Annotated in this window: 16 protein-coding genes; 10 read left to right on the top strand and 6 right to left on the bottom strand. The window is 71.9% G+C overall.

All coding sequences use genetic code 11. From position 1 onward, the window contains the following. Positions 1–62 precede the first annotated feature (62 nt). On the bottom strand, positions 63–698 hold the full coding sequence (locus tag FHR82_RS10135) for a response regulator (RefSeq protein ID WP_184810015.1): 636 nt from the start codon (positions 696–698) through the stop codon (positions 63–65). Continuing rightward, positions 695–1,639 carry a HAMP domain-containing sensor histidine kinase gene (locus FHR82_RS10140; RefSeq protein ID WP_184810016.1) on the bottom strand — a complete coding sequence of 315 codons (945 nt, stop codon included), beginning with the start codon at positions 1,637–1,639 and terminating at the stop codon, positions 695–697. Before FHR82_RS10140 ends, FHR82_RS10135 begins: the two co-directional genes overlap by 4 nt. A gap of 152 nt (positions 1,640–1,791) precedes the next feature. Between FHR82_RS10140 and FHR82_RS10145 the strand changes: the two genes are divergently transcribed. The 3 genes from FHR82_RS10145 to FHR82_RS10155 are packed head-to-tail and all read left to right on the top strand — an operon-like array spanning position 1,792 to position 3,809. Continuing rightward, positions 1,792–2,067: a hypothetical protein gene (locus tag FHR82_RS10145; RefSeq protein WP_184810017.1), complete on the top strand. Its 276-nt coding sequence runs from the start codon at positions 1,792–1,794 to the stop codon at positions 2,065–2,067. After that, complete coding sequence (locus tag FHR82_RS10150; protein ID WP_184810018.1) at positions 2,054–2,512, top strand: CBS domain-containing protein; 459 nt, start codon at positions 2,054–2,056, stop codon at positions 2,510–2,512. Before FHR82_RS10145 ends, FHR82_RS10150 begins: the two co-directional genes overlap by 14 nt. A 10-nt stretch (positions 2,513–2,522) precedes the next feature. After that, complete coding sequence (locus tag FHR82_RS10155) at positions 2,523–3,809, top strand: ArsB/NhaD family transporter (RefSeq protein ID WP_184810019.1); 1,287 nt, start codon at positions 2,523–2,525, stop codon at positions 3,807–3,809. Here the strand turns inward: FHR82_RS10155 and FHR82_RS10160 are convergent. Then, positions 3,802–4,302: a hypothetical protein gene (locus FHR82_RS10160; protein WP_184810020.1), complete on the bottom strand. Its 501-nt coding sequence runs from the start codon at positions 4,300–4,302 to the stop codon at positions 3,802–3,804. The genes FHR82_RS10155 and FHR82_RS10160 overlap by 8 nt on opposite strands. Before the next feature lie 255 nt (positions 4,303–4,557). On the opposite strand from FHR82_RS10160, the gene FHR82_RS10165 reads away from it, so the two are divergent. The 6 genes from FHR82_RS10165 (at position 4,558) to FHR82_RS10190 (ending at position 10,826) form a co-directional block, all read left to right on the top strand. Beyond that, a complete protein-coding gene (locus FHR82_RS10165) occupies positions 4,558–5,649 on the top strand; it encodes a sensor histidine kinase (protein WP_311770995.1) in 1,092 nt (363 codons plus the stop codon). Further along, complete coding sequence (locus FHR82_RS10170; RefSeq protein WP_184810021.1) at positions 5,642–6,724, top strand: hypothetical protein; 1,083 nt, start codon at positions 5,642–5,644, stop codon at positions 6,722–6,724. The genes FHR82_RS10165 and FHR82_RS10170 overlap by 8 nt, the downstream gene beginning before the upstream one ends. Then, positions 6,706–7,359, top strand: coding sequence for a response regulator (locus tag FHR82_RS10175; protein WP_184810022.1), 654 nt, complete (start codon positions 6,706–6,708; stop codon positions 7,357–7,359). The genes FHR82_RS10170 and FHR82_RS10175 overlap by 19 nt, the downstream gene beginning before the upstream one ends. Before the next feature lie 103 nt (positions 7,360–7,462). Beyond that, the gene (locus FHR82_RS10180; protein WP_184810023.1) at positions 7,463–8,296 is read left to right on the top strand and encodes a peptidoglycan DD-metalloendopeptidase family protein; all 834 of its coding nucleotides are present in this window, start codon (positions 7,463–7,465) and stop codon (positions 8,294–8,296) included. Positions 8,297–8,304: 8 nt separating this feature from the next. Then, positions 8,305–9,330, top strand: coding sequence for a GH25 family lysozyme (locus tag FHR82_RS10185; protein ID WP_221463594.1), 1,026 nt, complete (start codon positions 8,305–8,307; stop codon positions 9,328–9,330). 233 nt (positions 9,331–9,563) lie between these two features. Further along, positions 9,564–10,826, top strand: a complete 1,263-nt coding sequence (locus FHR82_RS10190; protein ID WP_184810024.1) for an MFS transporter — start codon at positions 9,564–9,566, stop codon at positions 10,824–10,826. Between the two features lie 39 nt (positions 10,827–10,865). Here FHR82_RS10190 and FHR82_RS10195 read toward each other — a convergent pair whose 3' ends face one another. Beyond that, positions 10,866–11,303, bottom strand: coding sequence for a VOC family protein (locus FHR82_RS10195; RefSeq protein ID WP_184810025.1), 438 nt, complete (start codon positions 11,301–11,303; stop codon positions 10,866–10,868). Between the two features lies 1 nt (position 11,304). Further along, a complete protein-coding gene (locus tag FHR82_RS10200; RefSeq protein WP_184810026.1) occupies positions 11,305–11,865 on the bottom strand; it encodes a DinB family protein in 561 nt (186 codons plus the stop codon). A gap of 62 nt (positions 11,866–11,927) precedes the next feature. On the opposite strand from FHR82_RS10200, the gene FHR82_RS10205 reads away from it, so the two are divergent. Continuing rightward, complete coding sequence (locus FHR82_RS10205; RefSeq protein ID WP_184810027.1) at positions 11,928–12,899, top strand: helix-turn-helix transcriptional regulator; 972 nt, start codon at positions 11,928–11,930, stop codon at positions 12,897–12,899. A gap of 19 nt (positions 12,900–12,918) precedes the next feature. On the opposite strand, the gene FHR82_RS10210 is transcribed toward FHR82_RS10205, so the two are convergent. Further along, positions 12,919–13,269 carry a DUF6223 family protein gene (locus FHR82_RS10210; protein ID WP_184810028.1) on the bottom strand — a complete coding sequence of 117 codons (351 nt, stop codon included), beginning with the start codon at positions 13,267–13,269 and terminating at the stop codon, positions 12,919–12,921. Positions 13,270–13,328 lie beyond the last annotated feature (59 nt).

Here is a 13,328-nt window from a genome sequence, read left to right on the forward strand (position 1 = left end):
GATCCCTTCCGGCACGCCGGAAGTCAGGCTGGGACGCGTCGTCCGGGCCGGGCGGGCACCGGTCAGGGCTCCACGAGACCTTCCCGGATCGCGTAGCGGGTCAACGCCAGGCGGTCGCGCATGCCGAGCTTGGCGAGGATGTTCGCGCGGTGGCGGTCCACCGTCTTCGCGCTGATGACGAGCAGGTCCGCGATCTCCTTGGTGGAGTTGCCCTCCGCGATCAGTTTGACGATCTCCTCCTCGCGTGGGGTGAGGATTCGTTCCGGCACGCTGTCCCGGCGCAGGTGGTCGCGGATCAGCGCGGTGACCGCCGCGGGGTAGAGGAACGGTTCGCCGCGCATGGTCGACCGGCACGCGGCCAGCAGGTCCTGGTCCGCGACGGACTTCAGCACGTACCCCGACGCGCCCGCCTTCAGCGCCTCGAACAGGTACTGCTCGTTGTCGTACATGGACAGCACGAGGATGCGCACGTCCGGTGCCCGCGCCGAGATCTCGCGCGCCGCCTGCAGGCCGGTCATCCTCGGCATCGCGATGTCCAGGATCGCCAGGTCGATGCCGCCCTCGCCGACCAGCGCCACGGCCTCCGCGCCGTCCGCGGCCTCCGCCACGACCGTCAGGTCCGGTTCCGCGTCGAGGATGAGCCGCAGGCCGCGGCGGACGAGTGCGTGGTCGTCGGCGAGCAGGATCCGTGTGGTCACGCCGGCACCACCAGCACGACCTCCGTGCCTTCCCCGGGCGGTGACTCGACGGTCAGCCGTGCGCCGACCAGCAGCGCGCGTTCCCGCATGCCGCGGATACCGGCGCCGTCCCTGGTCACCCCGCCGCGGCCGTTGTCGCGGATGCGCAGCGTCAGGCCGGCCTGCTCCTGCCCGAGCGTCAGCTCGGCACGAGTTGCGGCGGCGTGCCTGGCCACGTTGGTCAGCCCCTCCTGCGCGATCCGGTAGAGCACCAGCTCGACATCCCCGTCGAGCCCGTGCGGAACCTCCACTCTACGGGTCACCGGTAACCCGCTCGCCTGCGAGAACTCGCTGCTCAACGCCGTCAGCGCGGAGTGGAGGCCGAGGTCGGAGAGCACCCCGGGCCGCAGCCGCCGCGCGACGCCCCGCACCTCGTCGAGGCTCGACCGCACGCCTTCCGCCACGCCGCGCAGCTCCTCCCGCAGGTCGTCCGGCGCGCGGTCCACCACCCGTTTGAGCCCGAGCAGCACCACGGTCAGGCTCTGCCCGATCTCGTCGTGCAGCTCGCGGGCGATGCGCTGCCGCTCGCCCTCCTGCGCGGCCAGTGCGTGCGCGCTCGCCGCGTTCCGCTCCGCCTCGAGCCGGTCCAGCATCTCGTTGAACGTGCTGATCAGGTGCGCGAGGTCGCCGTTCCCGCCGTCGGTGAGCCGGTCGTCGTGGTGCAGCAGGTCCACCCGCTGCATGAGGGTGGCGAGCGAGCCCAGCGGGGCCAGGCTGGTCCGCACCAGCAGCGCGTTCGCGGCGAGGATCACCGCCAGCCCGACCAGCAGCACCGGCAGCTCGGTCAGGACCACCGGCGAGGACACGGTCGCGGGCGACAGCGCGAGTACCAGGGTGCCGACGGTGAAGACCAGGCCGTTGATCAGGAACAGCCGTCGGAACAGTGCGGTGTGGACGCTCACCGGTCCAGGGTCGCGCGCGTGTCACGCGCTGTCCATGCGGGCTGGCCCCCATGCCCGTCTACATGACCCACCACACCGGAGTTGGGTGTCAGACCCGATGGTGCCAGGCCGCTGACCTGCGAAGACTTGAGCATGTGTTCAGCGTTGCCCCCATGCTCACCGCCCTCGGCGCACTGGCCGCGTCGTCGCTGCACGTGGTCTGGGCGGACCAGCGGCTCGTGGTGTTCCGCCACGGGGTGCTGACTGCGGTGCAAGGCCCGGGCCTCGTCTTCGTCCTCCCCGGGGTGGAGCGCGGGGTCCGGGTCCCGGCCGGCCACGCCGAACAGCTCACCACCCGCTCCGTACCGCGGAAGCGGTCGACCACGTCGGGAGGACGTCATGACCACTTCGGATTTCGCGCGACAGGTGGATGCCATGAAAGCACGTGACATCGCGGTCACCATGCCGATGCTGACGGTCGACGACCCGGTGCTCGAGGTGGTGCGCGTGATGGTCCTGCGCCGGCTGCCCGGGCTGATCCTGGTCGACGAGCGGTCCCGGCCGTCGGTCGTGCTGCCCGGCACGCAGGTGTTGCGGCTGGCCGTGCCCGCGTCGTTCCAGGACGACCCCGCGCTCGCCAGGACGATCGACGAGGCGCACGCCGACCGCTTCTGGACCGAGCTCGGGGACCGCACGGTCGGCGACTGCCTGGTCCGCCAGGCGCAGAAGCCCGCCACCGTCGGCGAGGACGCGACGCTGCTGGAGGTGGCCGCGTCGATGGCCCGGCAGCGCAGCCCGCTCGTCGCGATGGTCGACGCCGGCGGCACGCTGACCGGTGCGGTCACGCTGGAACGCCTGCTGACCAGCCTCGCCGTCACCAACCTCGGCGACTGATCCGCACGTCGTGAGCGCGCTCCTCGCCCTGGCGATCTTCATCGTGGCGTTCTTCTTCATCGCCACGGAACGGGTCAGCAAGGTCACGACGGTGCTCGTCGCCGCCGGCGCGATGGCGGTGCTCGGGCTGATCCCCGGTGCCGGGGTGTTCTACTCCGAGCACGAGGGCATCGACTGGAACGTCATCTTCCTGCTGTTCGGCATGATGATCATCGTCGGCATCATCAAACCGACCGGCGTGTTCGACTACCTGGCCATCTGGGCGGCCAAGCGGTCGCGCGGCAAGCCGTACCGGCTGATGGTCATGCTGATGCTGATCACCGCGATCGCCTCGCCGTTCCTGGACAACGTCACCACGATCATGCTGGTCGCACCCGTGACGATCGTGGTGTGCAACCGGCTGCGGATCCCGGCCCAGCCCTACCTCATCGCCGAGGTGCTGGCCGCGAACATCGGCGGCGCGGCGACCCTCATCGGCGACCCGCCCAACATCATCATCGGCAGCCGGGCGGGGTTGACGTTCAACGACTTCCTCGTGCACATGGCCCCGGCCGTCGTCCTGATCTTCATCGTGTTCGTGCTGTTGACGAAGGTGCTGTTCCGCAAGTCGTTCGTGTACAACCCCGAGCAGGTCGCCGAGGTCATGGCCCTGCAGGAGCGGCGGGCGATCAAGGACCCGAAGCTGCTGGTCCGCTGCCTCGTGGTGCTCACCGGGGTGGTGATCGGCTTCGGCCTGCACTCGGTGCTGCACGTCGAGCCGTCGGTGGTCGCGCTGGTCGGTGCGGGCGTGATGTACCTCGTGGCGGGCGTGGACGCGAACGAGGTGCTGAACGAGGTCGAGTGGCCGACGCTGGCGTTCTTCGCGGGCCTGTTCGTGATGGTCGCCGGTCTCGTCCACACCGGACTGATCGCCACCGCCGGCGAGTGGGCCATCCAGCAGTTCGGCGACGACTACCTGATGGCGGCCACCGCGCTCCTGTTCGGCTCTGGTGTGCTCGGCGCGTTCTTCGACAACATCCCGTACACCGCGACCATGGCCCCCATCGTCGAAGGCATGGTGGCCCAGGCCCCGGACCCCGCGACGGGTGAGGCACTGTGGTGGGCGTTCGCACTGGGCGCCGACTTCAGCGGCAACGGCACCGCGGTCGCGGCGAGCGCCAACGTCGTGATGCTCGGCATCGCCGCGCGGGCGGGGCACCGGGTGAGCTTCTGGCAGTTCACGAAGTACGGCGTCGTCGTGACGGTGCTGAGCATCGTGCTCGCGTGGGTGTACGTGTGGCTGCGCTACTTCACATGAGCACGATGCTGTACGAGTCCGCGAGGACGGGCACGGGCTCGCCCACCTGCACCAGCCCGAGACAGTCGTTGGACGGGTCGAGGGAGGTGATCACGGTCCCCTGGTCGAGCACGGTGAGGACGCCGAGTCCGACGTCGTACCAGGCGTTCGCCGAGCCGGCGACCGTCCCGGCACATCCGGGCCCCGCGAAGTCGATCTCGATGTCGTCGATGACGTAGGCGGACGGGCTGGTCGCGTTCATCGTCCAGGGAAGCAGCGCATCCACCTCGAAGGTGAGACCGCCGACCCACTGGCAGTTCTGGTAGGTGACCGCGTCGATGCCGCCCAGCAGCCCCGCGTCGACCGGCCCGGCGATGGTGGTGCTGTCGCAGCCGGGCCACCCGACCGGGCCGCCGTACCCGACGTACCGCGACACGTCCGCGGCCGCGGCACCCGCGCCGGCGAGGAGCAGGGTCAGGACGGTGATCAGGACGCGGAACGAGGTGCCACGCATGGACTTCTCCCCAGGTGAGCCGAAAGCCCATGAAAACAGGCGCGTGCCGGCCGAGCCACCTCTCAGGAGGAATTACGCACCAGCGCAACCATCCGCCGCACGGACCTCGTCCACCCGTGACAAAGACATCAGGACCGCCACACCTCGGTCAGCCGAAGGTGCCCACGGTCAACCCGTTCGAGGTCGGTGTTCGCCTCCGCACACGGTGATCGGCAACGCGCGTCACGAAGCCGGATCCGTTGTTAGGGTCGGCCGGTGCCGGGAGCGCGGCTGGCCAGTGCCGAAGCGGAGTTCCTCGCGTCCGCGCGCCGGTTCGCCGGGCCGCTGCGCGGGGTCGGCCTGGTGGTGATCAGCGCCTTCGGACTGCTCACGGTGCCCGAGCACGCGCTGCCACTGGGCGCCGGGCTGTTCGGGGTCATCGTCGTGGGCGCCACGGTGGACTGCTGGGCCGGGCTCACCGGTCGGGCGGCGCCGGTCACGCTCGCGTTCGCCGTCGTGCGGGTCGTGGTGGTCTGCGTGGCCCAGGACTGGCCAGGGCCGTGGGCGCTGCACGTGCTGACGATCACCGCGATCACGCTGCAGTGGGAGTGGTCACCGACGGTCGCGGTGCCGGTCACGGCCGGGTTGCTGGCGGTCCACCTCGTCGCGGTCGGTGACGCGGGAGCGGTCGTGCCGCGCCTGGTGATCGAGTGCGCCCTGTCGCGTCTCGCGTTCGTCCTGTTGCGACGGTCCAGTGCGCGGGTGGACGTGCTGCGGGAACGGCGTGCGGCGCTGGCACGGGCCGAGGCCGTCTCGTTGGCGCGCCGCAGGCGGGAACGGGAGTACCTCGCGCTGTTGCACGACACGGCGTCATCGACGTTCCTGCTCGTCGCGGTGCGCGGCGCGGACACCGAACCGGCGCGGGTGGCCGAGTACGCGCGGCACGACCTGACCGTGCTCACGGGCGGCGGGCAGACCGCGCACGACAGCCCGGTGGACCTGACTGCTTCGCTGCGGACCACTGTGGACCGCGGCCCGCTGACCGTCGACGTCCGGTGGCGCGCCGGGGTACTGGTGCCCGCGTCGGTGGCGCTCGCGCTGGTGCGCGCGGTCCGCGAGGCGCTCACCAACGTGGAGCGGCACGCGGGGGTGCCGACCGCCACGCTGAGCACCCGCACCGAGGGCGAACGCGTTGTCGTCACGGTGGAAGACGCGGGCGCCGGCTTCCGGCCGGAAGAGGTGCCGCACGCCCGGCGCGGCCTCCGCGGCTCGGTGCTCGAGCGCATGACGGCCGTCGGCGGTCGCGCCGACATCACCTCGCGACCCGGTGCGGGGACCACCGTGCGGCTGGTGTGGCCGGATGGGTGAGCACGCAACGGTGCACGCCACGATGCGGATCGCGCTGCTCGGGGTCGCGGCCGGTGTCCAGTTCGGACTGAGCCTGCGGCAGCTGGCCGGCCACGAGTACCGCCCCACGTGGGTCGCCGTCGCCGCGTTCGCCACGCTGGCGCTCGTCACCGCGACCGCCGCCGTGTGGGTCGTGCGCGGGAAACCCTTGCCGCGCACCGTGGTCGCGCTCGGCACGGTGGTGTCGCTGACCGCCGCGTCCGCCGCGACCGCCGTCGTGCCGGAGGGCGGGCACTTCGGCGCACCCGACTGGGCCGTCGGCCTCGTGGGGTGGCACCTGGTGCTGCTGCTCCTGGACCGGGTGCCGGTGCTGCTCGCCGCGCTCGGCACGCACCTGGTGGTGAGCGCGGGCCAGTTCGCGCTGGCGGGTGCGCCGGGCCGTGCCGAGGTCGGCGCCGCGGGGATCGTCGCGCTCGGCACGGTCAGCATGCAGCTCGCGGTCGTGGTGATCACGCGGATGCTGGTCCGCAGGACCGGCCAGGCGATGGCGGTCGCCGCCGAACGCGACCGGCTGACGACCCGCGTGCTGTACGCCGAGCAGTGGGAACGCGAGCAGCGGACCGTCTTCGCGGGACAGCTGGGTGCGACCCTGCCGTTGCTGGCGGACCTCGCCGACGGTGTGCTGGACCCCCGCGACGCGGGCACGCGGCGGCGGTGTGCCCTCGCCGCGACCCAGCTCCGCCGGTTGTTCGCCGAGAACGACGAGGTGCCAGATCCGCTGGTGCACGAGGTCACCGCGTGCGTCGACGTGGCGGAACGGCGCGGTGTCGAGGTGTCGCTCGCGGTCAGCGGCGCGGCCGTGGCGGTGCCCGCCGAGATCCGCCGCGACCTGACGGGCCCGGTCGTCGCGGCGTTGTCCGCGGCACGGGTGCGGGCGAAGGTGAGCGTGCTGCGCACCGACGAGGACGTGCGGGTCGCCGTGGTGGCGGACGCGGGCGCGGAGGTGGTCGCCGCCTCGACAGCACGGGTCGAGGTCGAGTGCGGCACCTATGGTGACTACCTGCGAACGGAGGCCAGATGGCGCAGGAACAGCTGACCGCGGTGGTGATCGACGACCACCCGGCCGTGCGCGACGGGGTCGCGCAGTGGCTGGCCGCCGGCACTCCGGCGATCCGCGTCGTGGCCGCGGGCGACGACGTCCGCGTCGCGTGGCTCGGGGACGGCGCCGCCGCCGACGTGGTCATCCTCGACCTGCACCTGGGTGGCCCGGCCCCGGCCACGGCCGACCTGCGCAGACTGGTGCAGGCGGGGCGGCGGGTGGTCGTCTACTCGATGCGCGCGGACGACGCGATCGCGCTGCGATGCCTGGAGTCCGGCGCGTTGAGCTACCTGACGAAGGCCGAGGGCGCCGAGCACCTGCGCCAGGCCACGATCGCCGCCGCGGCGGGCCGGGCGTACACGCCACCCGCGCTCGCCGGTGCGCTCGCCGGGGACCGCTCCGAGCGGCGGCCCGCGTTGTCGGCACGCGAGACCGAGGTGCTGGTCGAGTGGTTCCAGTCGGAGTCCAAGGAGTTCGTGGCGCAGCGCCTGGGGATCTCGCTCTCCACCGTCAACACCCACCTCGAGCACATCCGGATCAAGTACGCGATGAGCGGCCGCGAGGCCCCGACCAAGGCCGCGCTGGTGGCGCGCGCGATCCAGGACGGCCTGGTGCGCCTCGACGACCTGTGAGCCGTTGCGCCGAATGGCCGTCGGTCGAACACACGATGTGAGCGAGCGGTCACCGTCCCTACGTTCGTGGCGGAACTATCCCTCGGACGCGGGAGTCGGGTCGATGGCAGGCGACGAGATCAGCGGCATCAGCAGGCGGGCGTTCCTGTACGGCACAGCGGCGGCCGGCGCGGTCACCGCGCTCGGTGCCGGCATCGCAGGCGCCGACGTCCCGGGGTTCTACAACCCCTTCACCGGCTACCCGATCACCGGCACCTGGCAGGACCACATCGACCGCGGCTCGCTCGGCGGCATCGACTACGGCATGGGGGTCGGCACCCGGCTCCCCGCGGCGGGCGGCGGTGTCGTCACGAACATCCCGTACAACGGCACGGGCGGCCACACGGTCACCATCCAGCACGACAACGGCTACCGCACCCAGTACATGCACCTGTCCCAGTTCTCCCTCGCCAACGGCACGCGGGTCGGCATGGGCGGTGTCGTCGGGCTGTCCGGCGGCGCGGCCGGGGCGCCGGGGTCCGGCAACTCCACCGGCCCGCACCTGCACTGGCACATGATCAACCCGAGCGGGGCCCGCATCAACCCGCTGACCTTCCTGGGTGGCGGAGGCGGTGGGCTGCCGAAGACCACCACGGAACAGGACGGCGTGCCCGGCCCGATCATGTGGAAGCGCGCCCAGAACTGGCTGCGCATCGAACACGGCTACACCGGCCCGATCGACGGCGTACCGGGCGTCAACACGTACGCGGCCCTGCAGCGCGCCATGCGTGGTTACGGCTACACGGGCCCCATCGACGGCGTGCCGGGCGCGAACACGTGGGCGGCGGTGCAGCGCCTCGCCGCCCAGTGGGGTTACACGGGGCCGATCGACGGCGCCATGGGCCCGAACTCGTGGCGTGGTTTCGCCCGCTTCCTCAACCAGGACAAGTACAACTAGGGGACGTCGTGCTGGCACACGCTCTGGTCGCGGCGGTCATCGCCGTCGCGGCCCCCGTTCCGCCCGGGATGGTCACCGGCGTCGACGTGGCGACCTGGCAGGCCGGGATCGACTTCACGCAGGCGCGCGCCGACGGCCACGGCTTCGCGATCGTCAAGGCCGGTGGCTCCCAGCTCACCGAGGGCCCGTACACGAGCCCGCACTACGCGACCCAGGTCGCGGGCGCGCGGGCCGCCGGGCTGCGCGTCGGTCACTACTGGGTGACGGGCGACTTCTCGACCCCGGTGCGGGCCGCCGACTTCTTCGCCGACCACCTGCACGACTACCGGCGCGGTGACGTGCTGGCACTGGACAACGAGGTGCTCGACGACTCGACGCGGCTGTGGAACGACAGCGAGGTGGCGGCGTTCTTCACGCGCGTGCACGACCGCGTCGGCGACCACGTGCCGTGGCTGTACATGGGCGCGGCCGACCTGCGTTCCGGTTCGTGGCCACGCACCATCGCGACCGGCACGAAGCTGTGGGTGGCGTCGTGGGGCGCGAACGACGGCTCCTACCCCGGCGACCCGGACCTCGGCGGCGCGTACCCGTCGTGGAGCGCGCACCAGTACACGTCCAACGGCGTGGTGGGCGGGATGCGGGTCGACCTGAACGTGGCACGCCAGGACGCGTTCGACGTCGTGACCCCCGGCGACCCACCGGAGACCCCGCCGCTGCCGAAGACGACGACCGAACAGGACGGTGTGCCGGGCGCGGTGTTCTGGCAGCGCACGCAGAACTGGCTGTCGATGGACTGGGGCTACACCGGACCGATCGACGGCGTGCCGGGGGTCAACACGTACTCGGCTCTGCAGCGGGCCATGCGTGGTTACGGTTACACGGGGCCGGTCGACGGCGTGCCCGGGGTGAACACGTGGGCGGCTGTGCAGCGGCTCGGCGCGCAGTGGGGTTACACCGGTCCTGTCGACGGCGTCATGGGGCCCAACTCGTGGCGCGCGTTCGCCCGCTTCGTCAACCAGGACGTGTACGACTAGCTCTCTGTGTTCGTTGTCCTCATCGGACGTTCTGCTCTGACGAGGTGTTGTCCCCGCCGGACGGGGCTCCTCGCCGGACGGGCCGGTCTCCGGGATGGCCTCTCGGTGGCATCTTCGGTTCTTGGCATGGACTCTGTCGGTGGTCTTCCTGGTGCCACTCAAACGTTGTTGGGTTCTGCACTGGGTCAGGAATCGAGAAGCTCTGTGGTCCTCTCGTTCCTATCGTGGCGGGCATGGTGTTCCAGCGGGTGGTTCCCGCCTCCTACCGGCCGGTGCTCGCCAATCGGCTGTTCCGGCGGCTCACGCTCGGTTTCGGGGTCTCCTACCTCGGTGACGGGATGAGCTTCGTCGCGGTCGCGTGGCTTGCCATCGAGTTGGCGCCCGCGGCGAGCGCGGGGTTGTGGGTCGGGGCGGCGGTGGCCGCGTACACGTTGCCGGGTGTGGTGGGTGCGCTGGTGTTCGGCCGCCGTCTGCGGTGGATGCCCCCGCGGCGGTTGCTGCTCGCCGACAACGTGGCGCGCGGTGTGTTCCTCGGTGCGGTGCCCTTCGCGTGGTTCGCCGGGGTGCTCACGCTGCCGTTGTACGTCGTGCTCCTCGCGGGTTCTTCGCTGCTGCACGCGTGGGGCAGTGCGGGCAAGTACACACTGCTGGCCGAGTTGTTGCCCGCCGAGCAGCGACTCGCCGCGAACACGCTTGTCAGCACGCTCAACTTCGCCGCCACCATCGCGGGGCCCGCGATCGCCGGGGTGCTGGTGCTCCACGTCAGCTCGGCGCTCGTGCTCGGGCTGGACGCGCTCACCTACGTGTTCCTCGCGGTGCTGGTCGCGCGGACCCGGCTCCCGTCGACGGGTCAGGCCTCCCCCGTCGACGGGGACGCGGCGCGCGGTGGGTTCACGTTGCTGCGGTCCCATCCCGAGTTGCTGGGGTTGCTGGCACTCACGTGGTTCTTCAACCTGTTGTACGGCCCGGTCGAGGTCGCCCTGCCGCTCCACGTTCGGGAGCTGGGCGCGCCGGGCGCACTGCTCGGCCTGTACTGGATGCTGTTCGGGATCGGCGCGGTGCTCGGTGGTCTCGCGGTGGGTGCGCTGCGGCGGCTGCCGCTGTGGCCGGTGACGGTCGGCATCGTCATCGCCTGGGGACTGACGTTGCTGCCGTTCGGTTTCGACGCGCCGACGGCTGTCACCGTCGCGTGCTTCACCCTCGGCGGCGCGATCTACGGGCCGTTCGTGGCGCTGTCGGTGACGCTCATGCAGGCGACGTCGCCGCCGCGGCACCTGGCCGCGATGCTCGCCGCCCGCAGCGCGGCGCTCCTCACCGCCTCCCCGCTCGGCGCGGCACTCGGCGGACCGCTCACCGCCCTGCTTGGTCCGCGGTGGACACTCGGGGGTTCCGGGCTGGCCACCGTGGCCCTCGGCGTCATCGCGTGTGTCCTGCTGGCGGCCCGTCGCGCCGGCCGCGCATCATCGCGGTCCTCGACTGCACCACACGCGACGTGAGCGTGTGGTGGAGCCGGACAGGGTTGTGGCGACACTGGATCAGTCGAGGCAGAACTCGTTGCCCTCCGGGTCGGTCATGATGATGTGGCCAAAACCCAGCGGTGGTGCGGGTTCGTGACGCTCGACGCGGGTGGCGCCGTGCGCGACGAGCCGCTCCGCCTCCGCTTCCAGGGCCGCCATCCGCGCGTCGCCCTCGAGGCCCGGTGCGGCACGCAGGTCGAGGTGCACGCGGTTCTTGGCCTGCTTTCCCTCCGGCACCCGCTGGATGAAGATGCGCGGTCCCGCGCCGTCGGGGTCGACGAGTGCCGACGCGTCGTTGCGGCGTTCCGGTGGCACGCCCATCGCTTCGAGGGCCTGGTCCCACGAGTCGAACCCCTTGGGCGGGTCCTGCACCCGGTAGCCGAGTGCCTCGGCCCAGAACGCGGCCAGCGCGGCTGGGTCGGCGGAATCGAAGGTGATCTGTACGTCGCGAGCCATGTCAGTTCGTCTCCCGGGTGTGCGGGTGGAGGTCGCGGAGCAGGCAGACCTCGGACAGATGATGGATCAGCTCACGGTTGATGTGCAGGATCAGCGCCGCGAGCGGGTACTCGGCGTACGGGCCCTCCGCCTCGCCGCACGGGCGGGCGAGCCCGTCCTCGCCGAGGGACTCCACGCCAGCGAGCCACGTCGCGTACTCCTCGTCCAGCTGGGCCAGGGCCTCGGCCGCCGTCGCCGCGTACCGGTACGTGTCGTAGTCGGTGGCCGCGCGGCCGAAGTGCGACGCGCTGCGCATCGCCAGCACTCCGACGATCACGTGCCCGAGGCGCCACGCGATCGTCGTGAACGGTGCCGGGTCGGGCTGCGGGATCGCGAAGTCGATGGTCATCGGCCCTGCCCCGGCCCGCACCGCCGCCGTGCCGGTGTCGCGAGGGCGCACGCTCCAGCTGCCGGGTGCCGGCTCCCAGAAGTACTCGTCGTCGGTGAGCCCGTCGAGCCGGTCGCGGAGCTGCGCGGTCCAGTGCCAGGAGATCTGCTCGCGGAGCAGCGGGTTCCAGATCATGGCGTCAGCCTGGCACCAATAGCGGACAGGAACGGTCCGTGATCCGTGGCACGATGAGCGCCGTGACCGTCGAGGCGACCACCGAACGCGTGCTGCGGCTGCTGGTGCTGCTGCAGCAACGGCCCTCGTGGACCGCCGCCGGGCTCGCCGCCGAGCTGGGCGTCACCGACCGCTCGGTGCGCCGCGACGTGGAACGGCTGCGGTCGCTCGGCTACCCCGTGCACGCGACCGCGGGCGTCGGCGGCGGCTACCAGCTCGGCGCGGGCACCCGGCTGCCACCGCTGCTCCTCGACGACGAGGAGGCGATCGCGACGGCGGTGTCCCTGCGCATGGCGTCGGGCGGCACGGTCGCCGGGGCCGGCGAGGCGGCGCTGCGGGCGCTCACGAAGCTCGACCAGGTGATGCCACCCCGGCTGCGCGCCGAGGTGCGGGCCGTGCACGGCGCGACGGACACCCTCGTCGGCCACGGCGTCGAGATCGACGCGGAGCTGCTGGTGACGCTCGCCCGCGCCTGCCGCGACGCCGTGCGGGTCCGGTTCCGGTACACCGACCGCGACGGCGGCGAACGCGAACGCACGGTCGAGCCGGTGCGCATGGTCGCCACCGGCCGCCGCTGGTACCTGATGGCGTGGGACGTCGACCGCGACGACTGGCGCACCTTCCGCCTGGACCGCATGCACGACGCGGCGGCAACCACCTGGCGCTTCCGCCAGAGGGACCATCCGGACCCGGCCACGTACGTCCAGCGATCCGTTGCCGAGACGCCGTACCCGCACCTGGCCCGGGTACGGCTGCACGCCCACGCCGACCAGGTACGGCAGCTGATACCACCGCAGGCGGGCCGCGTCGAGGACGACCGCGACGGGTGGTGCGTGCTCGTCATCGGCGGCGTGAACCTGGACTGGATGGCCATGCACATAGCCCGGCTCGGCTTCGAGGCGGAAGTGCTGGCACCTCCGGAGCTGCGGGAGGCCGCGGCCCAGTTGGCCCGCCGGCTCGCCGCCCTGGCCGACCCCGGAAGCCGAGCCACGTGACGACCGCGGCGCTGACGAGCTATCCCGACCGGACCGAGCCGGACCGCGACAGCGCCATCCCGCCGAAGGCCATGCCGAGGCCTCCCAGTAATACCGCCAGGAAGGCCCCGACCACTCCGTTGCCGGTGCCGGGCCCACCGTCGGCGGTGATCAGCGACAGCACACCGGCGAACGCGGCGATCAGTCCCGAGACCAGCGCCACCACGCCCCCGCGTCTGGCGAAGCGCGCACCGCCCCGGCGAGCCCGGACCTGTGCCAGCCCGCCGACGACCGCGCCGAACAGGCCCAGCAGCGCGGCCGACGTGGCCACGAGCCGTCCCGAGGTGAGGCCGTAGGAGTCGGCGAGGACGAGCAGTTCTTGCGCGGCCATGAGGTGTTCCTTTCTGCCATGACTGGACGCCGTCGAGCATGTCCCGCGCACCCCCTGGC

This window comes from Actinophytocola algeriensis (assembly GCF_014203735.1).
Classification (GTDB): Bacteria; Actinomycetota; Actinomycetes; order Mycobacteriales; family Pseudonocardiaceae; genus Actinophytocola; species Actinophytocola algeriensis.